This window comes from Azohydromonas lata (genome assembly GCF_034427735.1).
Taxonomy (GTDB): Bacteria; Pseudomonadota; Gammaproteobacteria; order Burkholderiales; family Burkholderiaceae_C; genus Azohydromonas; species Azohydromonas lata.
In genome coordinates, this window is sequence record NZ_JAXOJX010000014.1 from 60,138 (window position 1) to 83,992 (window position 23,855).

At 71.6% G+C, this 23,855-nt stretch carries 20 protein-coding genes; 6 read left to right on the forward strand and 14 right to left on the reverse strand.

Annotation, left to right across the window (positions count from 1 at the left end; all coding sequences use genetic code 11):
- Positions 1-6: 6 nt before the first annotated feature.
- From SM757_RS10950 to SM757_RS10960, 3 genes are all read right to left on the reverse strand, one after another.
- Positions 7-1,437: a hypothetical protein gene (locus SM757_RS10950; RefSeq protein ID WP_322465497.1), complete on the reverse strand. Its 1,431-nt coding sequence runs from the start codon at positions 1,435-1,437 to the stop codon at positions 7-9.
- A gap of 80 nt (positions 1,438-1,517) precedes the next feature.
- Positions 1,518-1,859, reverse strand: a complete 342-nt coding sequence (locus SM757_RS10955; RefSeq protein ID WP_322465498.1) for a hypothetical protein — start codon at positions 1,857-1,859, stop codon at positions 1,518-1,520.
- Between the two features lie 96 nt (positions 1,860-1,955).
- Positions 1,956-2,567 carry a peroxiredoxin gene (locus SM757_RS10960; RefSeq protein WP_066338712.1) on the reverse strand — a complete coding sequence of 204 codons (612 nt, stop codon included), beginning with the start codon at positions 2,565-2,567 and terminating at the stop codon, positions 1,956-1,958.
- A gap of 63 nt (positions 2,568-2,630) precedes the next feature.
- Between SM757_RS10960 and SM757_RS10965 the strand changes: the two genes are divergently transcribed.
- Complete coding sequence (locus SM757_RS10965) at positions 2,631-3,290, forward strand: UPF0149 family protein (RefSeq protein ID WP_238455841.1); 660 nt, start codon at positions 2,631-2,633, stop codon at positions 3,288-3,290.
- A gap of 69 nt (positions 3,291-3,359) precedes the next feature.
- Here the strand turns inward: SM757_RS10965 and SM757_RS10970 are convergent, their stop codons facing one another.
- The gene (locus tag SM757_RS10970) at positions 3,360-3,974 is read right to left on the reverse strand and encodes a DUF938 domain-containing protein (protein ID WP_322465499.1); all 615 of its coding nucleotides are present in this window, start codon (positions 3,972-3,974) and stop codon (positions 3,360-3,362) included.
- A 106-nt stretch (positions 3,975-4,080) separates the two neighbouring features.
- Here SM757_RS10970 and SM757_RS10975 point away from each other — a divergent pair, with 106 nt between their 5' ends.
- Both SM757_RS10975 and SM757_RS10980 read left to right on the forward strand, forming a co-directional pair.
- Complete coding sequence (locus SM757_RS10975; RefSeq protein ID WP_322465500.1) at positions 4,081-4,440, forward strand: hypothetical protein; 360 nt, start codon at positions 4,081-4,083, stop codon at positions 4,438-4,440.
- A gap of 150 nt (positions 4,441-4,590) precedes the next feature.
- Entirely contained in the window at positions 4,591-4,812 is a 222-nt protein-coding gene (locus SM757_RS10980; protein ID WP_066338722.1) for a glycine zipper 2TM domain-containing protein, read from the forward strand.
- 153 nt (positions 4,813-4,965) lie between these two features.
- Here SM757_RS10980 and SM757_RS10985 read toward each other — a convergent pair whose 3' ends face one another.
- The 8 genes from SM757_RS10985 to dinG form a co-directional block, all read right to left on the reverse strand.
- Entirely contained in the window at positions 4,966-6,021 is a 1,056-nt protein-coding gene (locus SM757_RS10985) for a DnaJ C-terminal domain-containing protein (RefSeq protein WP_322465501.1), read from the reverse strand.
- A gap of 268 nt (positions 6,022-6,289) precedes the next feature.
- Entirely contained in the window at positions 6,290-9,592 is a 3,303-nt protein-coding gene (locus tag SM757_RS10990) for a PAS domain S-box protein (protein ID WP_322465502.1), read from the reverse strand.
- A 168-nt stretch (positions 9,593-9,760) separates the two neighbouring features.
- On the reverse strand, positions 9,761-10,369 hold the full coding sequence (locus tag SM757_RS10995; RefSeq protein ID WP_322465531.1) for a tRNA-uridine aminocarboxypropyltransferase: 609 nt from the start codon (positions 10,367-10,369) through the stop codon (positions 9,761-9,763).
- A gap of 92 nt (positions 10,370-10,461) precedes the next feature.
- Positions 10,462-10,800, reverse strand: a complete 339-nt coding sequence (locus tag SM757_RS11000) for a zinc ribbon domain-containing protein YjdM (RefSeq protein WP_066338734.1) — start codon at positions 10,798-10,800, stop codon at positions 10,462-10,464.
- Between the two features lie 138 nt (positions 10,801-10,938).
- A complete protein-coding gene (locus SM757_RS11005) occupies positions 10,939-11,556 on the reverse strand; it encodes an FMN-dependent NADH-azoreductase (protein ID WP_066338736.1) in 618 nt (205 codons plus the stop codon).
- A 124-nt stretch (positions 11,557-11,680) separates the two neighbouring features.
- A complete protein-coding gene (locus SM757_RS11010; protein WP_322465503.1) occupies positions 11,681-13,798 on the reverse strand; it encodes a putative bifunctional diguanylate cyclase/phosphodiesterase in 2,118 nt (705 codons plus the stop codon).
- 234 nt (positions 13,799-14,032) lie between these two features.
- Positions 14,033-14,773 (reverse strand): YceI family protein, encoded by a 741-nt coding sequence (locus SM757_RS11015; protein ID WP_322465504.1) that lies wholly within the window; start codon positions 14,771-14,773, stop codon positions 14,033-14,035.
- Positions 14,774-14,785: 12 nt separating this feature from the next.
- Positions 14,786-16,924: an ATP-dependent DNA helicase DinG gene (dinG, locus tag SM757_RS11020; protein ID WP_322465505.1), complete on the reverse strand. Its 2,139-nt coding sequence runs from the start codon at positions 16,922-16,924 to the stop codon at positions 14,786-14,788.
- 237 nt (positions 16,925-17,161) lie between these two features.
- On the opposite strand from dinG, the gene SM757_RS11025 reads away from it, so the two are divergent.
- Positions 17,162-18,085 carry a YihY/virulence factor BrkB family protein gene (locus SM757_RS11025; protein ID WP_322465506.1) on the forward strand — a complete coding sequence of 308 codons (924 nt, stop codon included), beginning with the start codon at positions 17,162-17,164 and terminating at the stop codon, positions 18,083-18,085.
- A gap of 42 nt (positions 18,086-18,127) precedes the next feature.
- Here SM757_RS11025 and SM757_RS11030 read toward each other — a convergent pair whose 3' ends face one another.
- On the reverse strand, positions 18,128-18,730 hold the full coding sequence (locus SM757_RS11030; protein WP_322465507.1) for a diguanylate cyclase: 603 nt from the start codon (positions 18,728-18,730) through the stop codon (positions 18,128-18,130).
- 283 nt (positions 18,731-19,013) lie between these two features.
- Positions 19,014-20,501: a replication initiation protein gene (locus SM757_RS11035; RefSeq protein WP_322465508.1), complete on the reverse strand. Its 1,488-nt coding sequence runs from the start codon at positions 20,499-20,501 to the stop codon at positions 19,014-19,016.
- 844 nt (positions 20,502-21,345) lie between these two features.
- On the opposite strand from SM757_RS11035, the gene SM757_RS11040 reads away from it, so the two are divergent.
- Together SM757_RS11040 and SM757_RS11045 are read left to right on the forward strand one after the other, a co-directional pair.
- Positions 21,346-22,605, forward strand: coding sequence for an AAA family ATPase (locus SM757_RS11040; protein WP_238455843.1), 1,260 nt, complete (start codon positions 21,346-21,348; stop codon positions 22,603-22,605).
- Positions 22,602-23,636: a ParB/RepB/Spo0J family partition protein gene (locus SM757_RS11045; RefSeq protein WP_322465509.1), complete on the forward strand. Its 1,035-nt coding sequence runs from the start codon at positions 22,602-22,604 to the stop codon at positions 23,634-23,636. Before SM757_RS11040 ends, SM757_RS11045 begins: the two co-directional genes overlap by 4 nt.
- Positions 23,637-23,855: the final 219 nt, after the last annotated feature.

The following is a 23,855-nucleotide window of genomic DNA, read 5'->3' on the forward strand; positions in this document are numbered from 1 at the left end:
GGCGAGTCAATAGCCGTGGGCACCGTGCGCGCCCAAGCTCATCTGGTACTGCAAAAAGATCTGGTTGTCGGCCGCGCCCTCGCGTGCCAGGTCGCGCGCGAACTGCAGGCGCACGCGCGAGAACTCGCTTGGGCTGTAGTCCAGCATCAACGAATGTTTTTTCGGCTGGAAGCCTGAGCCATCAAAGAGGCCGGCATGGGCGCCGTAGTTGGGCGAGCCCGCATCCAGCCGCTCGGTGCGCAGGCCCACGCGCCAGCGCGGCATGAATTGATAAATGCCCTGCACGTACCAGCCGGACTGCGTGACGCGGTAGTCGCCAGCCGACTCGGCCGGGCCGCCCAGGTCGTAAACCAGCGAGCCGCTACGCCGCGCCTGCAGGACCTCGCCCTGCAATTTGAAATTCGTGCGCGTGGCGTTGCCCTCCGGCGCCCATTTCCACACCGCGTCGGCGATGTAGACGCGGGTGCGGCCGGTGAAGGCGGTGGCGATGCTGTCGTCGGCCGCCAGGCCCGTGAGCGGCTGCTCGCGCGCGCTGGCCTGCAGCACGGAGAGGCCCGCGCGCCAGGAGTGGCTGTCGCCAATGTCGCCGCCGGTGTGCACGCTCACCGAGCGCATGCCCGCGCCGTTGGCGCCGACGTCGCTGCCGGGGAAGCTGCGGCCGCGGCCCAGCTCGGCGCTGAATTCCAGCAGTTGGTCGGTGGGCGCGATCCAGCGCAGTTGCACGCCGTCGTCGCCGTACTGCGTGCCCAGCAGCGCCTGGTAGGCCAGCGGGTTGTCCACGAAGTCCCAGGTGTGGGCGTGCTGCGGGTTGAGGTAGCCGACGTTGGAGAAGAAGCGCCCGGCCTTGAGCGTGAGGCCGCTGCCCAGCGCGGTGGTTTCGACGAAGGCTTCCTCCACCGAGACGCTGTCGTCCGGGTGCAGCGCCGCGTGCAGGGCGCCGCGCCAGTAGGGGTCGATGCTGGCGGAGAAGGCCAGCTCCGACTCCGCCAGGCTCAGGCCGCGCGTGCCGGGGCCCACCTCGGCGTCCGGCGACAGGCCGAAGCCGCTGATGCGGTAGCCGGCCGGGTCGCGCGAGGTGCGCGTGGCCAGGCCGGAGAGGATCAAGGAAACGGCCGGGTTGAAGGCGTTGGCGCCGCCGCCGGCAGGGGCGGTCGCGGCGCCGGGGCTCACGGAGGCGACGCCGGAGGCGGCAGGCGCGGCGGCCGGGTCGGCCGCGGTGGTGGCAGCGGCCGGCGCCTGGGCCGTGGCGCGCTCGGCCGCCTGCAGGCGCTGCTCCAAGGCCTGCAGCCGCGCCTCGTAGGCGTTGCGCAGGGTCTGGATCTCGTCGCGCAGCGACTGCAGCTCGTTGGCGGAGGTGGTGGATTGGGCGGCGGACTGCGCCGCCACCGGGCCGGCCATGGCCATCGCCACGGCAGCCGTCAGGATGCGTTGTTGCATGGGTGGGTCTTCAAGCAAAGGACGTTGCAAAGCACCGCGCCCGCGCAAGGCACAGGCGGGCCGGTACTGCTGAGGGACGTTCAGTGCGTGAAGACAGGGGGCGCGCGGCTGTCGTAGGCCGCGGCGAAGGGCGGCGCCCAGGCGCTGTCCACGGCCACCGCGGGCGCGGGCTGCCCAAGCCGCAGCGCCGGCAGCGTGGGCAGCGTGGCCGGCAGCGCGCCGGCGGCCACGGTGGCGGCGGTGATGCACAGCTCGCAATGCGCCGCGTGCAACGCCTGCTTGTCGTGCGGCGAGCCGCTGCCGCCGGCCAGGTGCGACACCGCATGCCCCGCCGCCACGGCCTGCGCCAGCGGCAGCAGCGCCAGCAGCAGCCACGCCAGGGCGCGCTGCAGCAGAGGGAGGCGGGAGAGGTGGCGTCGCATGGGAAGGGCGCGATCTTAGGGGCTGCGGATGAGCCGGCCCTTAAACGCGTGCCGCGCCGCGGTGCGGTCGCGGCGGCCATCGCGCCCAGGCGCGGCTCAGGGCTTGGGCACCTGAGCCGGTTGGACGGGTTGCGCGCGCTTCCAGTCCTGCACGGCCTTGAGCATGGCGTCGACGTGGCCGTCGGGGTTGAGGCTGGAGTACACGGCCATGACCTTGCCCTGCGGGCTGATGGCGTAGGAGATGCGGTCGGCCATGTCGCGCTTGACCCAGAGCGCGGCGTCGTAGGCCTTCATGACGCGCGCACCCGCGTCGGCGGCCACGGCAAAGCGGTTGCGGCAGGCCTCCACGGAGAACTTCTGCAGCGTGGCGATGTCGTCGTTGGACATGCCGATGACCGTGGCGCCCAGCGCCTCGAACACGGGCGTGGCCTCGGCGAAGGCATGCGCCTCCTGCGTGCAGCCGCTGGTGAAGGCGCGCGGATAGAAGTACAGCACCACCGGCCCCTTGCGCAGCGCCTCGGCCAGCTTGAAGTGGAAGGTGTTGCCGCCCAGGGCGGCGTCGGCGTTGAAGTCCGGCGCGGCCGCGCCCACGGGCAGCGCCGCGTGCGCGGCGGTGGAAAAAACGGTGGCGGCAACCGCGGTGGTGGCGGCGGCAAGCACCCGCGAAAGCGCGCCCAACGCGGTGCGGGATCGGTTCGTGAAACTCATGGCATGCGGCTCCTGGCGTCGGGTCAAGCACTGTAGCCGGCGGCTACACCACAATCCGGGCCCTTGACGCATTCCAGAAAGCACGACGTGGACTATCCGCAGTACGACCCTTCCCTGCCCGACCGGCCGCTCTCCGACGAAGAACTCTCCAAGCTGGACCAGGCGCTGCTGGCGCTGCCCGCCGACGAGGCCATGAACGTCGAGGCGCTGGACGGTTATTTGACCGCGCTGCTGCTGGCGCCCACGCCCGTGAGCACCCTCCCGACCGCGCGCTGGCTGCCGGTGGTCTGGGGCGGCGACGGCGAAGAAGGCAAACCCTTCCCCAGCAACCGCAAGCGCAAGGACACCGCCGTGCTGGTGCTGCGCCACCTGCACAACATCGCCACGCGGCTGAAGGAGACGCCAGACGACTGGGAGCCCGTGGTGAGCGTGGCCGAGGTCAAGGGCCGCGAGGTGGTGGACGCCGAGGACTGGTGCATCGGCTTCCTGCAGGCCACGGCGCTGGACCCCGAAGGCTGGGGCGCCCTCTTCGACGACCCGGACATCGGCGCCGTGCTGGCGCCCATCGTGCTGCTGGGGGGCGACGAGGAGGGGCTGTCGGACGCCGAGCGCGCGCGGCTGCAGGACCCGGAAGCCCGCGACGAGCTCAGCCGCGCCGCCGTGGAGTCGGTGCTGGCGCTGTGGGAGGCGCGCCACGCCGCCGACGAGGGCGAGGAGGCCTGACGCCGCGGCCCGCGGCGCCGCCCCCGCGAACCCGGTGTTAGACCGTCTAACACCCCCCGCCCGGCCGCTTCAGCCGCCCGCGCGCAGGAAAACCAGCAGCAGGTTGTTGGCCGGCAGGGCCACGGACTCCTGGAAGCGCAGCCCCGCTTCGCGCGCCAGGTCGGCCACGTCGGCCAGGCGGCGCAGGCCCCACGCGGGGTCGCGCGCGCGCAGGTCGGCATCGAAGGCGAGGTTGCTGGGCGCGGTGGGCACGCTGTCCTGGATGAAGGGGCCGTAGAGGACCAGTGGCGCGCCGGCCTTGAGATGGCGCGCCGCGCCGCGCATGAGGCCCTCGCAGCAGGCCCAGGGGCTGATGTGGACCATGTTGGCGCAGTAGAGGGCGTCCAGCGCCGGCGGCACGCCGTCCCACTGCGGCGCGGCCACGTCCACGTGCAGCGGCGGCAGCACGTTGGGCAGGCCGTCGCACCAGGCGGCGATGGAGGGCAGCACGCGCGCGTCGCCGTCGCTGGGCAGCCACTGCCAGTTGGGCAGCGCCCGGGCGAAATGCGCCGCGTGCTGGCCGCTGCCGGCGGCGATTTCCAGCGCCGTGCCGCCCGCGCCCGGCAGTACGCGTTGCAGCACTTGCAGGATGGGCTCGCGGTTGCGTTCGGCGGCGGGGCTGTGCAGGAGAGAAGAGGCTTGCATGGCACGCATGCTAGGCGCGCACCGCTTGGGCCGGCCCAAGCGATGGGCATCGCGCTTGCCGCAAAGCGCGCCTCTTGGCCTTCCAGGCCGACAGGAGCTTGCTGCCATGCCCCCTCTTCCCACCATCGCCACTGCCGCCGCCACGCCGGTCACCGCGGCCCACCCCATCCCGGACGACGTCCACGAAGGCACGCCCGCCGCGCCGCAGAGCCCGCTGCAGCGCGCAGCCGAGCGGCTGCGGGCGCTCAAGCGCCTGGACGACCAGCGCCCAAGCGTGCCGGGCGAGCACTGGTTCGCTTTCGGCACGGGCGCGGCGCTGCTGCTGCGCGGGCGGCGCTCCTCCAGCGCGCTGCTGCGCACGGCGGCCACCGTGGGCGGGCTGCTGTTCATGGCGCGGGGCTTGAGCGGGCGCGACGGGCTGCTGGCAAGACTGCAGCAGCGGCCGGACCGGCGCCAGGACGGCTGAGCCCGCGCCGTGGCCCGGGAGGCGCCCTCCCCTGTCCGGTGTGGGCGCTATCCGACACGCGGCGGTGGCGCCGTCCGATGGCGGGCACGGGGGATGCCGGAGATGCTGTGTCCACGGCCGACATCCGGCCCCCAACAAACGGAGACCACCATGCGAAAGCTTCCCCAACGCCGCGGCCTGATGCTCGCCGCCACCCTCGTCACCGCGCTGCTGGCCGGCGGCTGCGCCAGCATGGACCAGTGCTCCAAGAACACGGCCGTGGGTGCCGCCGTAGGCGGCGTGGCCGGCTCGGTGCTGACCGACCAGAGCACCCTGGGCACCGTGGGCGGCGCCGTGGCCGGCGGCGTGCTGGGCCGCGGGCGCGGGTGCTGAGCGGCTGACGGCTGACGGCTGACGGCTGACGGCTGACGGCTGATCAGAAAGGCGCTGCAAGCGCCAGCCGGAAACTGGGCTGCAGCGCACTCCAAGCCGTCATCACCGCGGTGCTCGCTGCCCGCACCACGGCAGCCCAACACCTGGCGTTCTTCAGCCCGCCACCTTCGCCTTCCACCGCGCCACCTTGCCCTGCCACTCGTGCAGGGGCGTGCCCGGCGCGTGGCGCTGCGAGGCGGCCAGGCGTTCTATGAGCTGCTCCTGCTCGCGCGTGAACTGCGCGGGGAACAGCGGCTTCACGTCCACGATGTAGTGCCCGCGCGCGCCGCCGTGCTCCTTCGGGAAGCCCTGGCCGCGCAGCCGGTAGCGCAGGTGGCGGCGGTCCAGCCGCAACTGCTGCGGGCCGTAGAGGGTGGGCACGTCGGTCCAGCGGTTGGCCATCCACAAGAAGCCGTCCACCGGCATCTCGCAGTGCAGGGTGCCGTCGGCTTCCAGGCGGAAAAACGGGTGCTCGCGCAGGACGACGTGCAGCTTGAGCCGGTCGCCCTGCGTGCCGCCGGCCGAGAGGTCCAGCGTCTCGCCGTCGCGCAGGCCCGCGGGCAGGTCCACCGCGATCTCGTAGCGGCAGCGCCCAAGCTCGCCTTGCCCGTCGCAGGCCTCGCAGGCCAGCCGCGCCAGGCCGTCGCCCTGGCACTCGCCGCAGGTCTCGAAACCCGCTACCCAGCCGAAAAAGTTGCGCCGGCCTATGCGCCCAACGCCGTGGCAGGGCTCGCACGGGCGCGGGCTGTGTCTGAAACCCACGCCCTCGCAGGCCACGCAGCGCTCCACGTGGCGCCCGCGCAGCACCATGCGCCCGCCCGCGGCGGCCTGCTCCAGCGTCAATTTCAATTTGCGCTCGATGTGCCAGGGCGGGCGCGGCGGCTGGGGCGGCTGCGTCCAGCCGCCGCCGGACGCGGGCTTGGCCGACCGCGCGGCCGGCTGCGGCGCAGGCTGCGCGGGAGCGGCCGGCGGCGCCGCGTCGTCGGCCTCCAGGCCTTGGCGCAGCAATTCAAAGGCGGTGTTGATGCGCTGCATGCGCACCAGCGCCTGTGGGCTGGCGTTGCGGTCCGGGTGCCATTGCGACACCAGGCGCCGCCAGGCGGCCTTGATTTCGTGGTCGCTTGCGCCGGCGGCCAGTCCAAGCTCGGCGTATGCGTCGTCGGTCCCCATCCCCATGCTGTCCTTGTCGGCCCGCCGCGTGAAACTGCAAAGCGGCGGCAGCCGGGGATGGTAGCCCAGGGGCTGCAAGCCGCCGCCTGCACCCGAGTGCGGCGCTGCCCTGACGCAAACGAAGGGCCGCCGCCATCCCCGGACCGTCCCCGGCGCGCCCCCGGGCGGCGGGGGATGGTGGCTGCGGACGCAAGCATCGGCCTCAGGCGGCCGGCAACACCCCAAGGTTGAAATCCATCGCGCGGGCGCCGTGGCCGTTGTGCCGGTGTCAGGCGGCCGCCGTGCGGCCCAAGGGCTCCAGCGCGAACAGCTCGTCCAACTGCTGCGGCGCCACGGGCTTGGTGAGGTGCCGGTCGAACCCCGCCTCCAGCGCGGCCTGCTTGTCCTGCGCCTGCCCCCAGCCGGTGAGCGCCACCAGCAGCAGCGCCGCGCCGCCGGGCTGCGCGCGGATGCGGCGCGCCACCTCGTAGCCGCTGATGCCCGGCAGGCCGATGTCCACGATGGCCAGCGCCGGGCGGAACGCCTGCGCCAGCGCCACGGCGGCCAGCCCGTCGTGCGCGGTGCGCACCTCGTGGCCCTGCAGCTCCAGCAGCAGCGCCAGGCTTTCGGCGGCATCGGGGTTGTCGTCCACCACCATGACGCGGCGCGCGGCAGCCTGCGGCGCGCCCGCGGGCGCGCCGTCGTCCTGCTGCGGCGCCACGGCGCCGGGCTGCGCCGGCAGCGGCAGCCGCAGCTCGAATTCGCTGCCGCACCCCGCACCCTCGCTGCGCGCGCTCAACTGCCCGCCGTGCAGCACGGCCAGCGCCCGCGCCAGCGCCAGGCCCACGCCCAGCCCGCCATGCGTGCGCTCCAGCGCGGGCTGCACCTGGGAAAACATGTCGAAGATGTGCGGCAGGTGCTCGGCGGCCAGCCCTATGCCGTTGTCCGTGACGGTGACGACCACTTCGCCCGCGGCGCCCTGTGCCTCCCCTGCGCCCTGGTCGCCGCTTTCGGCCCCGTCGCCCTCCTTGTTCTCCTCGCGCCGCACGGCCAGCGCGATGCGCCCACCCTGCGGCGTGTACTGAGCGGCGTTGTTGAGCAGGTTGAGCAGCAGTTGCGTGAGGCGCGCGGCGTCGCCCACCAGGTGCAGCGGCTCCTGCGGCAGCGACACGCTGAGCGCGTGGCGCCGCGCCTGCATCTGCGGCAGCGCGGCGTCCACGGCGCCCTGCACCACCTCCGACAGCGCCAGCGGCTCGCGGCGCAGCTCCAGGCGGCCCTGGCTGATGCGGGCGATCTCCAACAAGTCGTCCACCAGCCGCGTGAGCTGGCGCAACTGCCGCTGCAGCAGCTCGTGCGACCAGCGCAACTGAGCGTCCTCGGCCGGCAGGCGCAGGCGCTGGATTTCCAGCGCGTTGCGCATGGGCGCCAGCGGGTTGCGCAGCTCGTGGGCCAGGGTGGCGAGGAACTCGTCCTTGCGCCGCGCGGCGTGCTGCAGCTCGGCGTTCAGGCGCTGCAGCTCCTGCTCGGCGCCCTTGCGCTCGGTGATGTCTATGCCCAGCCCGTAGAGCATGGCCGGCTGCCCGGCGGCATCGGCCACGATGCGGCCGCGCCCCTCCATCCAGCGCCACTGCCCGCCGGCATGGCGAAAGCGGAACTCCACCGCGTAGTCGCCCGCCTGGCGTATGCCCTCTTGCACGGCGTCGCGCACGGCCTCGCGGTCCTCGGGGTGGAGCAAGGCCAGGAAGTCCGCCTCGCTGCCGCCGAAGCTGCCCGGCGCCAGGCCGAAGATCTCCTCCAGCTCGTGGCTCCACCACTCGCACCCGGTGGAGAGGTCGCGCGACCACGCGCCCATGCGCCCGGCGCGCATGGCCAGGCCCAGCACGTCGCGGCTCTCGCGCAGCCGCGCCTGGGCATGCGCCGTCTCCAGCGCGAACCAGGTGCGCTGCGCGAGCTGCTCCACCAGCGCGATCTCGTCGCGCTCCCAGCGGCGCGGGCCGCGCTGGTGCACGGACAGCGCGGCGACGAGCTTGCCGTCCTTGACCAGCGGCACGCACAACTGCGCCACCAGCCCAAGCGCGGCGTAGGCCGCGAGCGTGCCGCCGTCGGCCAGCCGCGGGTCGCTGCGCACGTCTTCCACCACGAAGGTTTCACCGGCGGACAAGGCCTGGCGCAGCGCGAGGCCGAAGTCCACCATGCGGTGCACGCCGGCGATGCTGGGCACGCCGTCGGCGTAGTCGTGCAACACGCGGGCGTGGCGGCCGTCGTCCTCGAACTCGGCGTACAGGCAGCGGCTGGCCCCCAGGTGGCGGCCCAAGCGCTGCGCCACCTCGCGCTGCACCGCGCGCGGGTCGCGCTGCGCGGCCGTGGCCTCGTGCATGGACACCAGCAGCCGGTGCAGCGCCTCGCTGCGGCGCAACGCCTGCTCGACCTCGTGGCGCTCGCTCACGTCCAGCAGCACGCCGGTGGTGCGCACGGCGCGGCGCTGCGCCCCCTCGCCATCGAAGAGGGTCTGCGCGCGCGCGCTGACCCAGCGCAGCGCGCCGTCGGGGTGCAGCACGCGGTACTCCAGCGTGAACACGCCGTCACCGCGCGGGTCCTCGGCGGCGCGGCGGCGGCTGTCATACACCTCGCGGTCCAGGGGATGCACGGCGTCCCGCAGCGATTGGGCGTCCACCGCCAGTCGCGGCGGCCAGCCCAGCAGCTCGCGCAGCTCGGCGCTGGCGTGCAGCGTGGCGGCGGCGTGGTCCAGGTCGAAGATGCCCATGTCCGCGGCGCGCACGGCCAGCGCCAGCCGCTCCTCGCTGCGCGCCTGCGCCTGCGCGGCGCGCATGCGCGCTGAAATGTCATGGACCATGACGGCGATGCCTTCCACGCGACCCTTTGGGCCGCGGTGCGGCACGTAGCTGGCCTCAATGCAGCGCCGGCCCGCGCCCCGGATGTAGAGCTCGGCCTCGTACTGCACGGCCTCGCCCGCGAGCACGCGCGCCATGCGCGGGCCCACGGCGCGCCAGGCGTCCTCGCCCACCACGTCGGCCACGCGGCGGCCCACGATGCGCTCGCGCGGCAGGCCGAACCACTGCTCGTAGGCCTGGTTGACGAAGCGGTAGCGGCAGTCGCCGTCCACGTAGGCGATGAGCGCGGGCACGTTGTCGGTGATGAGCTGCAGGCGCTCCTCGGCCTGGCGGCGCAGCGCCTGCGCGGCCTTCTCGGCGGTGATGTCGCGCGCCACCTTGGACACGCCCACCACGCGCCCGCTGCGGTCGCGCACGGGCGAGATGCCCAGCAGCACGTCGATGCGCCGGCCCGCGCGGGTGAGGCGCACGGTTTCGTGGTGCGCCACGCGCTCGCCGCCGGCCACGCGGCGCAGCATGGCCAGCGCCTCCTCGGTGCGGTCGTCAGGCACGATCAATGCCAAGGGATGGCCCAGGGCCTCGGCGGCCGTGTAACCGTACATGCGCTCGGCCCCGGCGTTCCAGGAGGTGATCACGCCGTCCAGCGTGGTGCTGAGGATGGCGTCGTCGGACGACGACACGATGGCTGCCAGCAGCGCCTGCATATCGCCGCTTGGGCAGCCGTGGGAACTCTCGGACATGGCGGCCTTTCCTCAGACGGTCGGCCTGCAGTGGCCCGGCCCCTCGCCGAACCGGCGCCGTCAGGCGGCCTGCCGCGTCCTTTGGGCCGGATAGAGGGCAAGCGGCATGCCGCCAGCCCGCACGGCCCGTGGGCCCGCATCACGGGCCGGGAAATGAGCCTCAGGGTTTCATGAGCCGCCGCCGGGCGGCGCCGGGCCTTCGGCGCCCGCCGGCCGCTGGCGGGCCTGCACGTCCGCGACGAAGCGGCCAAAGGCGTCCAACAGCGGCGCGGCCTGGAAGCAGGGGCCTTCGAGCATGGCCAGCGCCTGCACGGTGGCTTCCAGCGTGGAGACCTGGTCGGCCCGCCGCGCCGCGCGGATGGCGCGGTAGCGCGTGGGCTGCGGCGCGTCCAGCGACAGCCGCGGCAGCGCGGCCAGGGCGGGGTGTTCGAGCAGCATGCGCAGGCTCTTGCGCCAGGTCGCGTCGATCACGACGAGCCGCAGCGGCGCGCCGGCGGCCGGCGGGGCCGGCGGCGCGGGCGCGGCCGGCACGTCCGGGTATAGCAGCCGCGTCTGCCTGCCGGGGCGGTGCAGCAGGGCCTGCAGCGCCGCGGGCTCGAAACGCTCGCCGACCACCACCTCGCAGTGCGCCAGCGACAGCCGCAGCAGCGCCACGCTGTTCTTGGCCTGGCGCTGCTCCTGCGGGTGCTGAAGCACCAGCACCTCGGTACGGTGGCCGGTGGGCCGCGCCAGCGCGCACAGGCAGGTGGCCTGCGGGCGCAGGCAGCGCGCGCACACCGCGCGGCGGTGCGCAGCCGGGCCTGGATCGCCGGCCGGCCCGGCTCCGGAGCCAGTGCCGCCGTGGCCGGGCGGGGCCGGTTGCACCCGGCTCAAGCCTTCTTGACGAACTCGGACTTCAACTGCATGGCGCCGAAGCCGTCGATCTTGCAGTCGATGTCGTGGTCGCCTTCGACCAGCCGGATGTTCTTCACCTTGGTGCCGACCTTGATGGCGGTGGACGAGCCCTTGACCTTCAGGTCCTTGACGAGCGTGACCGTGTCGCCGTCCTGCAGCACGTTGCCGTGCGCGTCCTTCCACACGCGCTGGGCCGCTTGGGCCGGCGCGGCGTCGGGGCTCCATTCGTGCGCGCACTCCGGACAGACCAGCAGGGCGCCGTCTTCATAGGTGAACGCGGAGTTGCAGGCGGGGCAAGGGGGCAGGCTGCTCATGGGCGGATGAATTCTTCAGGAAGGCACGCCGGCCGCACTCACGGGTGCGGCCGGCAAAGCCTGGCAGGCGCTTGCACACGCCCGCGCAGGTCACGACCCCCGATTTTGCCGGCTCTCCTGACGGTGGCCGGCACCCGCTCAGGCCGCGACGGCCTCGCTGCCGGCCTGCTTGGCCTGCGCCAGCGCGGCGGCGCGGGCCTCGGGGCCCATGGCCACGCCCTCGGCGCGCACCACGTCCACGTCGGTGATGCCCAGGAAGCCGAAGACGGCGCGCAGGTAGGCCTCCTGGTGGTCCATGGCCTGTTCATAGGCCGTGCCGGCGTAGCGGCCGCCGCGGGCCGAGGCGACCACGACCTTGCGACCGCCGGCCAGGCCCACCGGGCCTTCGGCCGTGTAGCGGAAGGTGCGGCCGGCCTGCGCGATGCGGTCTATCCACGCCTTGAGTTGCGTGGGCACCGAGAAGTTGTACATGGGCGCGCCCACGATCACGACGTCCGCGGCCAGGAACTCGGCCAGCAGCTCCTCGGTGAGCGCCAGCTCGCGCGCCACAACCTCGCCCGTGGGAGCGGGGGCGCCGGGCGCGGGGCGCAGGGCCTGCAGCAGCTCGCCGTCCAGGTGCGCGATGGGCTGCGCCGCCAGGTCGCGGTAGGTCACTTGGGCGCCGGTGGCCTGGTAGGCCGAGGCCAGCGAGGCCGTCAGCTCGCGCGTTGCCGAGGCGCCACCGAGCGGGCTGGAATCCAGATGCAAAACCTTCATGGCGTACTCCGTTGAAATCCGTTGAAGCAGTTAATCACTGCATGGACAAAAGGATAGGTACGCCAAGCCCGGCCTCCATGCGGGAGGCCGTGAACGCTGAATTCTGGATTTTTGAAAGGCTGGATCAGGCGCCGGCTTCACGCAGCGCGTGGGGAGCTTCCGGCAGGCGCGGGCCGGCCTGGCGCTCCTGCAGCCACTGCAGCAGCGCGACCGCGGGCATTGGGCGGGCGAACCAGTAGCCCTGCAGCAGGTCGCAGCCCAGCGCGGTGAGGGCTTGGGCGTGGGCGGCGGTTTCCACGCCCTCGGCCACGGTGCGCACGCCAAAGGCGGCGGCCAGGCCCACGACGGCGCGGACGATGTGCATGTCGCCCTCGTCGGTGAGCATGCGCCGCACGAAGCCCTGGTCGATCTTGAGCCACTTCACCGGGAGCTGGCGCAGGTAGTGCAGCGAGGAATAGCCGGTGCCGAAGTCGTCCAGCGCGAAGCACACGCCCAACTGCGCGCAGGCCTCCATGGCCTGCGCCACGGCGGCCAGGTCGGCCAGCGCGGCGGTTTCCAGCACCTCCAGCTCCAGCCGCCCGCGCGGCACGCCGTGCTCGCGGGCCAGCAGCGCCACGCGCGACGTGAACTGCGGGTGCAGCAGCGTGGCGGCGCACAGGTTCAGGCTCAGCGACATGTCGTGGCCTTCGAGCGTCCAGCGCCCAAGCTGCGCCATGCCCTGCTCCAGCACCAGCCAGTCGATCTCGCACTCCAGCTCCGTGCCGTGGATCTGCGGCAGGAACTCGCCCGGCGTGAGCACGCCGCGCACGGGGTGCAGCCAGCGCAGCAGCCCTTCGGCGCCCACGGGGCGCTGGGTGCGCGCTTCCACCTTGGGCTGGAAGTACAGGCACAGCTCGCCGCCGAGCAGCGCCTCGTGCAGCGCCGTGGCGTGCTGCTCGCGCGCGGCCACCTCGGCCTCGTCGCCGACGACGAGGCACGCCAGGTTCTTGCCCTGGCGCTTGGCGCGCAGCATGGCCTGGTCGGCATTGCGCAGCAGCCGCTCCGGCGTGGTGCCGTGCTGCGGGAACAGCGCGATGCCCAGGCTGGCGGTCACGCGCGCCTCGCGCCCCATGAGGGTGTAGGGCGCGCCCAGCGTGGCGAGCACGCGCTCGGCCAGCGCGCCGACCTCGGCCTCGCTGGGCGCGTGGTCCAGGATGAGGACGAACTCGTCGCCGCCCAAGCGCGCCACGGTGTCGCCGGCGCGCAGGGCCAGGCGCATGCGCTCGGCGGCCTGCACCAGCAGCTCGTCGCCCACGGGGTGGCCCCAGGCGTCGTTGACGGCCTTGAAGCCGTCCAGGTCCAGCGAGCACACGGCCAGCGGCTCGCGACGGCGCTCGGCCTGCGCGATCTGCGTCTGCAGCCGGTCGGTGAGCAGCACGCGGTTGGGCAGTCCGGTGAGCGGGTCGTAGTGGGCCAGCCGCTCCAGCGTTTCCTGCTGGCGCTTGAGCCGGGTGATGTCGCTGAAGATGGCGACGTAGTGGGTGTGGCGCCCCTGCTCGTCGCGCACGGCGGAGATGCGCAGCAGCTCGGCCAGCAGCGCGCCGTCGGCGCGGCGGTTCCAGATCTCGCCGCTCCACTGGCCGGTGGACAGCAGCTCGCCCCACATCGCCTCGTAGAAGGCCTTGTCGTGGCGGCCGCTGGACAGGAGGGCCGGCGTGCGGCCCAGCACCTGCTCGCGGCGGTAGCCGGTGATGTCCTGGAAAGCGGCGTTGACCTCCAGGATGCGGCCCTGCGGGTCGGTGATGGCGATGCCTTCGCGCGCACCGTCGAAGACGCTGGCCGACAGGCGCAGCCGCTCCTCGGTGGCGCGGCGCTCGCTCACGTCCACCAGCGTGCCGGCCACGCCGCGCACGAGGCCCTGGGCGTCCAGCGCGGGCCGCGCGGCGACCTCCACCCACTTGAAGTCGCCCCCGGCCAGCAGCAGCCGCAGCGTCTGGCGCCATTCGGCCTGGTCGCCCTCCAGCAGCGCCAGGCAGCGGCCTTGCGCGCTGTCGCGGTCCAGCGGGTGCACATCCTGCAAGAAGGCGCACCCCAGGCTGGAAAGGGGCTCGCGGCCGCTCAAGCCGGCCCAGGACGGGTTGAGAAAAGCCCAGCGCCCCTGGACATCGATGCGGAACACCACCTCGCGCAGGTTGTGGACGACGCAGGACGCATCGGCCGTGGCGGCAGCGGATTCGGGGCGACAGGGGGACTGAAAATTCATGCCGGAAACGAAACGGCCGCCGGATGCGGCGGCCAACGGGTATTTTTCGCCCGCACGGCCGGTCTGGCCGTTTTCTTACCAGTGGTGTCGTGAAAGGCGTCACGGCAGCGGCGAGCGCGCTGTGCGCGCCGGGCGAGCACGCCGGGCGTGGACGGGCACCGGGGCCGACCGTTCTTCTCCTGGGCGGGGCGGCGCAGTGTCCCATGCCCGCACGGGGTCTTGCCTTGATCCGGCTCAAGCCGGCGGCCGCGGCGCGGCGCCATCGGGGTCGCGGCGGGCGCGCAGCTCGAAATCCATCTCCAGCCGGTCTTCCACGCGCAGCGCGCCGCCCAACACGGTGAGCGGCTGCATGCCGAAGTCGCTTTGCAGCAGCACGAGGCGGCCGCGCCCGCGCAGCTCGCCGCGCTCGGCCTGCCAGTCCACCGCCACGCGCTGACGCCGCGTGACGCCGTGCAGGGCGATCTCCACGTCCACGTCGGCGGACGGGCGCGGCTCGGCCGACAGGCGCAGCCGCGCCAACGGAAAACGATAGTCCTGCAGCACGCGCTGCAGCATGTTGGCGCGCGTGCCCTCCACGGCGGCGGGCGTGGGCTGCGTGTCCAGCGCGTAGCGCGCGCGCAGCGCGGGGTCGTCCACGACCAGCCCGGACAGCAGCACGGTGACCTCGCCCTCGGCACGGCTGCCGCCGCCGGCCGGCACGCTGAAATGCCCCTGCAGCGCCGGGTGGCTGACGACGTGGTCATGGCCCAGGCGGGCCAGCGCGCCGCCGCGGCGCACGAGCACGGCGATCTCGGAGCGGGCGGGATCCAGCGTGTAGGTGCCGGGCTCGGCGCGCAGCGTGGCGGGCGGCGGCACAGACTGGCCGGCAGGCGCGGCGGGCGGCGGCTGCGGGCCGCCTGGGTGCGGGCCGCAGGCCGTGAGGACCCAGGCCAGCAGGGCCGGCAGCAGGCGGTGCGGGGCGGGCGACGGCTTCATGGCGGTGCCGCCCTACCCCTCCCCGACCTCCAGCACCGTTTCCTTGCCGCCCTTTCGCAGCAGCTTGGCAAACGGGGGCAGCCCGGCCAGGAGCTGGCGGCCGAAGGGGGTCGTCGCCAGGCGCGGGTCGTAGCACACGAGCGTGGCGCGGTCCTGCTCGCTGCGTATGCCGCGGCCAGCCCACTGGTTCAGGCGCACGCCGGTGGCCGGCACCGTCAGCTCCACGAAGCTGTTGCGGCCCTTGGCCTCCAGCCACTCGCTGCGCGCCTCGGACACCGGGTCGCTCGGGTTGGCAAAAGGCACCTTGGGCATGAGCACCCATTCGCACAAAGTTCCGGGCAGGTCCAGGCCTTCGCCGAAGCTTTGCAGCCCAACCAGCACCGAGCGCTGGCCGCGGGCGACGGCCTCGCGGTGGCGGCGCAGCAGCTGCTCGCGCGAGGCGCTGCCCTGCACCAATAAATCGTTGCGGATTTCCACCGGCATGGCTTCCACCACCGCGCGCAACTGCACCCAGGACGAGCACAGCAGCAGCGCGCCGTGCTGCACTTCGCGCAGGTCGCGCGCGATCAGGCCGGCGCACTCGCGGTTGTGCGCGGCCGGGTCTTTGGGGCTGGCTTGCGTGGCCACGACGATGAAGCGGCCCTGCTGCCCGTAGTCGAAAGGGCTTTGCACCTGCAGCGTGCGCGTGCCTTCCACGTGGTCCAGGCCGGCGTCGCGGACGAAGAAATCGAATTTCCCCAGCGCCCGCAGCGTGGCCGAGGTCACCACCGCGCCGCGCAGCCGGCTCCACAGGTTGCGCTGCAGCAGCCCGCCGGCAAACAGCGGGCAGGCCTTGGCGTCGAGCTGCACCACGCCGCCCTCGGCGCGGAACTCGAACCACTTGGCGGGGGGCATGGCGCCCTCGTCCAGCATCAGCTCGGCCGTCTCGACCAGCTCGGTCAGGCGCCGCGCCTGCGGGCCTATGGCCAGCATGTGCGGATTGACTTGGGCGGCGCTGTTGGCGTCCTCGCCGCGCTTGCGGCGCATCCAGTTGGAGAAGTCGGCGAGCTTGGATTCGGCCGCGGCCGCCACCTGGTGCAGCTCGTCCCAGAAGCCGTGCAGCTCCTCGGAGAGCTTGCCGTGGGTCAGGCGCACGCGCAGCGGCTCGCTGCTGGCCGATTCGGCGTGGGCCTGGATGCGGGTGGTGTAGGCGTCCAGCAGCGCGCGGGCCAGTTGCGCGAGCTTTTCGCGCAGCGCGCCCAAGGAGTCCGGCAGCGACTCGGCGGGATAGTCCAGCTCCGAGGCGGCGGCGGCCAGCGCCCGCTCCAGGCGGGTGGCCCAAGCGGTGCTGGTCAGCGCCGTTTCACTGGCGCCGTGCGACAGCGCGATGGCGGGCAGGTGGTGGCCTTCGTCGAAGACGTAGATGGCGCGCTCGCCGTTGGGCAGCGCGGACTTGTCGCTGCGCAGCGAGGCCAGCACCAGGTCGTGGTTGGCCACCAGCACGTCGGCGGCGGCGGCCACGCGCTTGGCGCCGTAGTAGAGGCAGTCCTGGTAGGCCTCGCAGGCGGGGCCCGTGCAGGCGTGGCGGTCGGCGGCGATGCGGCCCCAGCCGGCCAGGGCCTCGCCCTCCAGGCTGTCGCGCTCGCCGTCCCAGGCGCCGGACTGCAGTTTGCGCTGCAGCTTCTGGAACACGGCGGCGTCGGCCTCGGCGGCGCCCTGCTGCGCGGGCTCGGCCAGGTCGAACTCCTCCTGGGCTTGGCCGCTGGCCTGGGCGTCGAGCTTCAGGAGGCACACGTAGCGGCCACGGCCCTTGAGCATCGCGTAGCTGAAGGGCTCCTGCAGCGTCTTGGCCAGCTCCGGCAAGTCCTTGTGCATAAGCTGCTCCTGCAGCGCGATGGTGGCCGTGGACACGAGCAGCTTGACCTTGCGGGCGCGGGCCAGGTGCAGGCCGGCGAGCAGGTACGCGCGGGTCTTGCCCACGCCGGTGCCGGCCTCGATGACGGCGACCTTGGTGGCGGGCGGGTTGGCGGGGTCGAAGTCGGCCTCGGCCAGCGTGTCGGCGATGGCGTGCAGCATCTGCAACTGGCCCTCGCGCGGCTGGAAGCCTTCGAGCCGGTCGGCCAGGCCGAAATACTGCGCATCCAGCACGTCGTGCAGCGCCTGCTTGTCCATGGGTCCCAATGAAAAAGCCCCCGGCGAAAACAGTGCGCAGAGCGCGCGGCGGGGGCGTGGATAAAAAACCAGTGGACAGTGTAATGGCGCCCTCCTCCCACCCGCGCCGCCTAAGGCCTTGAGCCAGCCGGGAGCCGTGGCAGCCTGCACGCCCGTGCTGGGAACGCGCATTGCACCGCAGCAAGCCAGGACCATGATTACGAAAGCGAGGCGCTCATGCTTGGCGGCGTGTCTTTGATGCAGTTCTTCAAGGAGCTGTACCAGGAGATCAGCGACGACGACATCTTCAACGGCGCCGCGGCGCTGGGCTTCTACCTGACGCTGGCCATCTTCCCGGCCATGATCTTCGTGATGGCCGTCATCCCCTTCCTGCCCATCCCGCACGTGGACCAGGCCATCATGGACCTGCTGCGCCAGGCCATGCCGGCCAACGCGGCGCAGCTCTTTGCCAGCGTGGTGCAGGAAATCACCGGCGAGCAGCGCGGCGGGCTGCTGTCCTTCGGCTTCCTGGCCACGCTGTGGGCCACCTCCACCGGCATGTACGCGGTGATGCAGGAGCTCAACATCACCTACGACGTCAAGGAGGGCCGCGGCTTCGTCAAGGCGCGCGCCACGGCCATTGGGCTGAGCATCCTGTTCGTGGTGCTGATGGTGGGTGGTTTCTCGCTCATCGTCCTGGGCGGCGTGATCCAGGAGTGGCTGGGCCAGTACTTCAATCTCAACCAGGCCGTGCTGTGGTTCTTCGCAGCGCTGCGCTGGGTGATCATCGTGGCGGGGCTGATGCTGGCCTTCGCCCTCATCTACTACCTGGCGCCGGACGTGAAGCAGAAGTTCGTCTTCATCACGCCGGGCAGCGTGCTGGGGGTGATCGCATTGATCATCGCCTCGCTGGGCTTTGCCTTCTACGCCACCAACTTCGGCAACTACAACGCGACCTACGGCAGCATTGGCGCGGTGATCGTGCTGATGCTGTGGCTCTACATCGTGGGGCTGGTCATCTTGCTCGGCTCGGAGATCAACGCCTTGGTCGAGCACCACGCCGCCGGCGGCAAGCAAAAGGGAGAAAAGGTCGAAGGCCAGGCCGCTCGTGACCCCAGCACGCGCCGGCGCGTGCAGGCCGTGGCGCCCGAGCACGGCGGGGTGCAGCACAAGCGCGGTTGACGGGGGCGGGCGGCGGGGCCCATTTGCTGCCTGGGTGCGTTTTCAACGAGCTGCGCGCACGGCCTCTCGCAGCCGCGAGCGCTGCGCGGCCTTCGCCGCGGCGCGGCGGCAGCGCAGCGTTTCCTCCGCAAACGGCAAGGCCACCAGCAGCGTGCCGGCCACCGCCACGGCCCACACGTATTCAAGCGGCAGCGGCTGCGCCTTGAGCCTGAACGTCCAGTCCGCCGCCTCGCCCCGGCCCAGCAGCGCAGCGGCCTGGCCGCGGTGTATGAGCGCCAGCGACACGAAACCCACCCAGGGCAGCGAGAACTGCAGCGCGTGGAACCACTGTTCGACGGGCGGGATGCGCCGGCGCGGGTAGGCAAAGCGCAGGTCCCACCAGGTGGTGAGCTCGTGCGCGGCACACAGCACCAGCAGCAGCGCTAGCACGCCCGCATTGAGTTCCAGCAGCAGCGCGGCGGCCAGCGCCGAGCCCATCTCCAGCAGCATCAGCCAGTGCAGCAGCGACTCCCTGGTGCCCGCGCTGTCCTCGATGCGCTGCGCGCGGTGGCAGAGCCAGTCGCCAAAGCCAGCCAGCAGCCACAGCGGCATCAGCCCCCACGCCAGGAGCCGCTGCAGCAGCGCGGCCGTCGCGTCCAAACCCATGTCGATGTCCATCGCGCGGGCGGGGCAATGCCCATGCCCCGGCGGCCCGGGTGTTCCACCGGGCGGTACCGGCGCGCGCATGCCCTCAGCGCCAAGCGGGTCACGCAGCCCATCGGGTACGGCGCGGTGCACACGCCCTCAACTTCGAGCTCGCGCGCGGGCCCCTGGACTGCGCTTTTCGGGACAGTGCCAGCGGCATCCACGGCCATCACGGCGGTGGACCACCGGAAGCGCGAGCGCTTTTCGTGGAAACGCGGGCCCGAGGCGCAGCCGAAGGCGGCGCTCAGCCGTCGCCCAACTCGGCGGCGATCTCCAGCAGCTGCTGCGGCGTGGGCTGGTCCCAGGCGGGCCCGTGCGTGCCTTGCGCATACCAGCGCACCATCTCCGGCAGCACCAGCGGGTGCTGCCAGCCGCTGGTCTGCAGCCGCTTGCGGATGGAGGGGTGCACCTGGCGCGCCTGCATGTCGGCAAGCAACTGCTCGCACAGCTCGGCCTGGGCTTCAGGCGAGAGTGCGGCAATGTCGTCCACCACATGCTCGCGGCGGCGCCGCAACCAGGCCTCCACCCACCGCGCCTGCCGCCGCGCCGAGGGTTTCACGGACCACTCCCCTGCCCCACCGTCGACGTCGGCCGTGGTGGCCGTGGTGGCCGTGGTGGCCGTGGCCGCAGCCGTCGCCTCCTGGGGTGCGGTCGTGGGCGCGAACCGCGGCGTGGTCAGCGGCGGCGGCGCGGGCTCGGCCACCGCGGGCGGCGCGGCCGGCTCGCCGGCCAGGAGGGCTTTCAGATAGCGGGCCGGGTCGCGCAGCGGCTCGGGGTAGCTGGAGGCCACGCGACGCGCCAGCAGCTCCAGTGCCGCCTGCACGGCCGCGGGACCATGGGCCTGAATGAAAGCCTCGGTCTTTTCCTCGGCCACCCCCAGCGCCTGCGCACGGCCGACGATCTGCAAATCGACGGGCTGCACGGCGGCAGGAGCCGGCAAGGCGGCTTGCGGCTTTGGTCGGATGAGGAACTGGATCTCGCTGATGAAGCGGCCTTCCTTGTATTCGGCCAGCTCCACCTGCAAGTCCGTGAGCGCGTTGACCTCGGCGATGGCGGGCTTGAGCGTGTCGCGCTTGAAGATGCGGTATTCCAGCTTGGCCGTGCGCTCGCTCTCGGGCTGGCCGCTGAGCACCGGGCGCCACCAGCGCCAGTGCTGGCGCGAGGTACGGCCCACGTCCTTGTAGCGGGTGCAGATCTCGTACAGCGCGATGCCGGCGTGCGAGCGCAACTGGCTGATGATTTCCAGCTTGAGCCGCGCGAACACGCTGGGCTCCAGCAGCTCCTGCTTGAGGTTCACCGCGTAGGACCACTCCACCCAGACCTGGCCGCGCTCCTTGGTCAGCCGCGCGTGCGCGAGCAGGCCGCTGACGTTCCAGGCCATGCCCTCGCCCGTGGTGGGCGACTGCCACTCCACGGTGGTGGAGACCATGGCGCGCAGGTGCTTCTTGATCAGGGCGTGGTCGTTGGAGTCGAAGTCCACGCCGCGGACGATGCGCTCCAGCGGGGCGCGGAACACGTCCTTGTCCAGCCCTTGCGCCTGCGCCTCGTGCAGCAGCACGTTGTAGCTCTTGCGCCCAAGGGACGTGATGCGCGCCGACTTGGGAACGATAGCCAGCGTGTTGACCGGCTTGCGCACGGTGACGGCACGTGCCGGCGCACCGGTGCCGCCACCGCCTGCAGCGGGGGCTTTGCGGCGCCGCGCACTTGGGCGGGGGGAATCGTCGCTGGGCATGGCGGGCACTGTACCCCACGCGTGAAAGGGCGCTTTCACATGAAAACGAAAAGCGCCACGCTGCCTTTACCGAAAACTCTCACCTGTGTGCAAGCGGCCGGGATGGTGGTTGTGCACGTGCCGGCAACTGGTGACTCCTGAAAAGTCTCACGTTCGAACGCGCCGATTCTTGCCGGAGTGCGGCTCACGGATTCCCGAAAAAGCTCACCTCAATGCCATGAGATCGAAGCCGGTGCAGGCAGGCTCCGCGTCCCGAAAAGGCTCACGTCCACCACGCGGCAGCGGTGCGCAGGACACATCGGCATGTCCCGTAAATGCTCACCTCAATGACCGCTGGCGCAGGGTTCTGTTTCCGCCAGGACGCCTGCGCCGCCGGCCGTCCGGGTTTGCCGCCTCATGCGGTGGGCAGGGCGGGGCGGTCCGGCGCATCCCGAAAATCCTCACGTCAGTTTGCTCAGGAGCCATCAGCTTGTGCACAGGCCCATCGCGCCAGTGACCCCGAATCCGCTCACGTGTTGTCCCGCAAAGGCTCCATGTCGTCCCGTATCCCTGCACGCACGGCCCCGAACATTCTCCGCAATGTCCTGTATCCACTCACGTGAAATGAGTTAAGTCTTTGTCACATAAAGACTTTTTTCAGGCTAAAGGTATTGAATGTATTAAAGGCTCTGAACTATCCAAAGCGTCGCGGCGTTTTAGTCAAGGCAAAAAGACTGTGGGGTGTCGCGCGGAAGGGACGTACCCATCGAACGCTGCTTTGCAACAAACTGTCCACTTGACACAATGCGCGCGAATCCAATGGCTGGCGTCAAGCTAGCTCCGACTGACAAGCAGTGAGGGATCCGTGTTGGACAAGATAGAACTCAAACCGCCCAAGCCCATCGGCCTGCAGGACATTGCGGACCAGGCCGAGCGGGCGGTCGCCATGATGGGTCAGATCCGCAGCGCCATGCTGGCGCCCACGGCGCGCAAGAACGCGCCGGTGTTCAATTTGAGCCAACTGGCCGCCTTGTGCGGCATCGAAAAGGGCAGCCTGAGCCATCGCATGACGCGCGGCGACTTGCCCGGCGGCAAGCTCAACGAGGCGGGTTCGCGGCGCGAATTCAGCCTGGCCGAGGCGCGGGCCTGGATCCGCGAGTACCGCAAGGAGCAGTTGCGCCCGGCCGGCGCCGAGGCCGTGACGCTGAGCATCGGCAACTTCAAGGGCGGCGTGTCCAAGACGACCACCGCCGTCACGCTGGCGCAGGGCCTGTCGCTGCTGGGCCACCGGGTGCTGGTGATCGATACCGACCCGCAAGGCTCGCTGACCACGCTGTTCGGCATCCTGCCCGACACGGAGGTGGTGGAGCAGAACACCATATTGCCGCTGTGCATGGGCAGTGAAACGTCCATCCGCTACGCCATCCAGCAGACCTACTGGGACGGCATAGACCTCGTGGCGGCGGCGCCGGTGCTGTTCGGTGCGGAGTTCGCGCTGCCGGCGCGGCAGACGCAGGAGCCGGGCTTCGAGTTCTGGCGCGTGCTGGATCTGGGCATTGACGACGTGCGCGCCGACTACGACGTGATCATCATCGACACGCCGCCGGCCCTCTCCTACACCACCATCAACGCCTTCATGGCCAGCAACGGCATCATCATGCCGCTGCCGCCCAACGCGCTGGACTTCGCCTCGGCGGCGCAGTTCTGGAGCTTGTTCTCCGACCTGACCACCGAGCTGCTGGGCCGGCGCGGCCTGTCCAAGGAGTTCGACTTCATCCACGTGCTGCTGGCGCGGGTGGACTCCACCGATGCGGCCAGCACCATCGTGCGGCAGTGGATTGGGCAGACCTACGCCGAGAAGGTGCTGCCCGTGGAGATCCCGAAAACCGCCGTCACCGGCGTCACGGCCGCCGAGTTCGGCACCGTGTACGACGTGGCCCGCTACGACGGCAGTGCCCGCACCTTCAAGCGCGCGCGCGAGGCCTACGACTCTTTCGTGGGCCACGTGGAGGGCTCCATACGCTCCGTGTGGGCGCAGCAGCAGCAGCGCTCCGGCGTCGCGCCGGTCTGTGCGGCCAAGGGTGTTGAACCGTTCAACACCCGCAAGGCGAGGGCACGTGCATGAGCAAGAAGTTGGCAGCCAAGGCGGGGCTGATCCAAATGCCGCCGGTGCCGGGCAGTGCGGCAGCGGCCGCTGCGGCGCCCATGGCGGGTGACGAGAGCCGTGCCAAGACGGCGCCGGGCTCCATGCTGCAGTTCCTGTCCACGCAGTCGGCCGCCATCAAGGAGGCCGAGGATCTGAAGGAGCGGCTGCGCGAGTTCGACGGCGCGGTGCCGGTGCGCAGCCTGGACGCGGCTTCCATCCACCCGTCGCGCTGGGCCAATCGGCACGAGGCCAGCTTCAGCGATGCGGAGTTCCGCGAACTCAAGACCGAAATTGAGGCGGCCGGCGGCAACGTGCAGCCGGTGAAGGTGCGGCCGCTGTCGGCGGCCGAAGCCGCGTCGGCCGGGCGGGGCGTCCGCTACGAGCTGGTCTTTGGGCACCGCCGCCACCGCGCCTGCCTGGAGCTGGGCCTGCCGGTGCGGGCGCTGATCGAGGAGGTCAGCGACCAGCAACTGTTCGAGGCCATGGAGCGCGAGAACCGGGGTCGCAAAAACCTGAGCCCCTGGGAGCAGGGCTGCATGTACCGCCGCGCGCTGGATGAGGGCTTGTATCCCTCGCTGCGCAAGCTGGCCGAGTCGGTGCAGGTGGACGTGTCGCTGGTGTCCAAGAGCGTGTCGCTGGCGCGGCTGCCGGCGGCCGTGGTGGAGGCGTTTGCCTCGCCGCTGGAGATCCAATTCCGCTGGGCGCAGCCGCTGTCGGAGCTGCTGCAGAAGGACCCGGACGCCGTTCTGGCGCGGGCTCGTGACTTGAAGGGGCAGGGCCAGGCATTGACGGCGCAGGCGGTGTTCAACGCGCTCACCGGTCAGGAGGTCGTGCCGGCCGCGCGCTCGGCCGCTGCCCATGTGCGCCGCGACGGTCGCAAGCTGGCCACGCTGTCGCGCGACGCGCGGGGCAGGGCGTCCTTGCGTTTCGAGGCGGGAGTGCTTGCACCGGAGCGGGAGGAGGAACTTCTCCAACTGGTCGAAGACTTCATACGCCGGCAACCGGCGTGAGTCACAAGGCGCCGCAAGGCGCTTTTTTCTTGGCGGAGTGTTGAACGGTTCAACGCCTCGTCTTGGCGTTGAAAACAGGGTGACGGCCATGGCGCCGCAGCGTGTTGGGTAGCCACGGTGTTGAACGGTTCAACACCGCTGTGCGCCCACTGCCCAACATCGTTGTACCGGCCGACCACGACAGGGTGTTGAACGGTTCAACACGCACCGGGCTGCCGG

Bases quoted from the DNA above. Each gene is read 5' to 3' on its own strand.
- SM757_RS10950 (WP_322465497.1), bottom strand. From the start codon at position 1,437: ATGCAACAACGCATCCTGACGGCTGCCGTGGCGATGGCCATGGCCGGC.
- SM757_RS10955 (WP_322465498.1), bottom strand. From the start codon at position 1,859: ATGCGACGCCACCTCTCCCGCCTCCCTCTGCTGCAGCGCGCCCTGGCG.
- SM757_RS10960 (WP_066338712.1), bottom strand. From the start codon at position 2,567: ATGAGTTTCACGAACCGATCCCGCACCGCGTTGGGCGCGCTTTCGCGG.
- SM757_RS10970 (WP_322465499.1), bottom strand. From the start codon at position 3,974: ATGCAAGCCTCTTCTCTCCTGCACAGCCCCGCCGCCGAACGCAACCGC.
- SM757_RS10975 (WP_322465500.1), top strand. From the start codon at position 4,081: ATGCCCCCTCTTCCCACCATCGCCACTGCCGCCGCCACGCCGGTCACC.
- SM757_RS10980 (WP_066338722.1), top strand. From the start codon at position 4,591: ATGCGAAAGCTTCCCCAACGCCGCGGCCTGATGCTCGCCGCCACCCTC.
- SM757_RS10985 (WP_322465501.1), bottom strand. From the start codon at position 6,021: ATGGGGACCGACGACGCATACGCCGAGCTTGGACTGGCCGCCGGCGCA.
- SM757_RS10990 (WP_322465502.1), bottom strand. From the start codon at position 9,592: ATGTCCGAGAGTTCCCACGGCTGCCCAAGCGGCGATATGCAGGCGCTG.
- SM757_RS11000 (WP_066338734.1), bottom strand. From the start codon at position 10,800: ATGAGCAGCCTGCCCCCTTGCCCCGCCTGCAACTCCGCGTTCACCTAT.
- SM757_RS11005 (WP_066338736.1), bottom strand. From the start codon at position 11,556: ATGAAGGTTTTGCATCTGGATTCCAGCCCGCTCGGTGGCGCCTCGGCA.
- SM757_RS11010 (WP_322465503.1), bottom strand. From the start codon at position 13,798: ATGAATTTTCAGTCCCCCTGTCGCCCCGAATCCGCTGCCGCCACGGCC.
- SM757_RS11015 (WP_322465504.1), bottom strand. From the start codon at position 14,773: ATGAAGCCGTCGCCCGCCCCGCACCGCCTGCTGCCGGCCCTGCTGGCC.
- dinG (WP_322465505.1), bottom strand. From the start codon at position 16,924: ATGGACAAGCAGGCGCTGCACGACGTGCTGGATGCGCAGTATTTCGGC.
- SM757_RS11025 (WP_322465506.1), top strand. From the start codon at position 17,162: ATGCAGTTCTTCAAGGAGCTGTACCAGGAGATCAGCGACGACGACATC.
- SM757_RS11030 (WP_322465507.1), bottom strand. From the start codon at position 18,730: ATGGGTTTGGACGCGACGGCCGCGCTGCTGCAGCGGCTCCTGGCGTGG.
- SM757_RS11035 (WP_322465508.1), bottom strand. From the start codon at position 20,501: ATGCCCAGCGACGATTCCCCCCGCCCAAGTGCGCGGCGCCGCAAAGCC.
- SM757_RS11045 (WP_322465509.1), top strand. From the start codon at position 22,602: ATGAGCAAGAAGTTGGCAGCCAAGGCGGGGCTGATCCAAATGCCGCCG.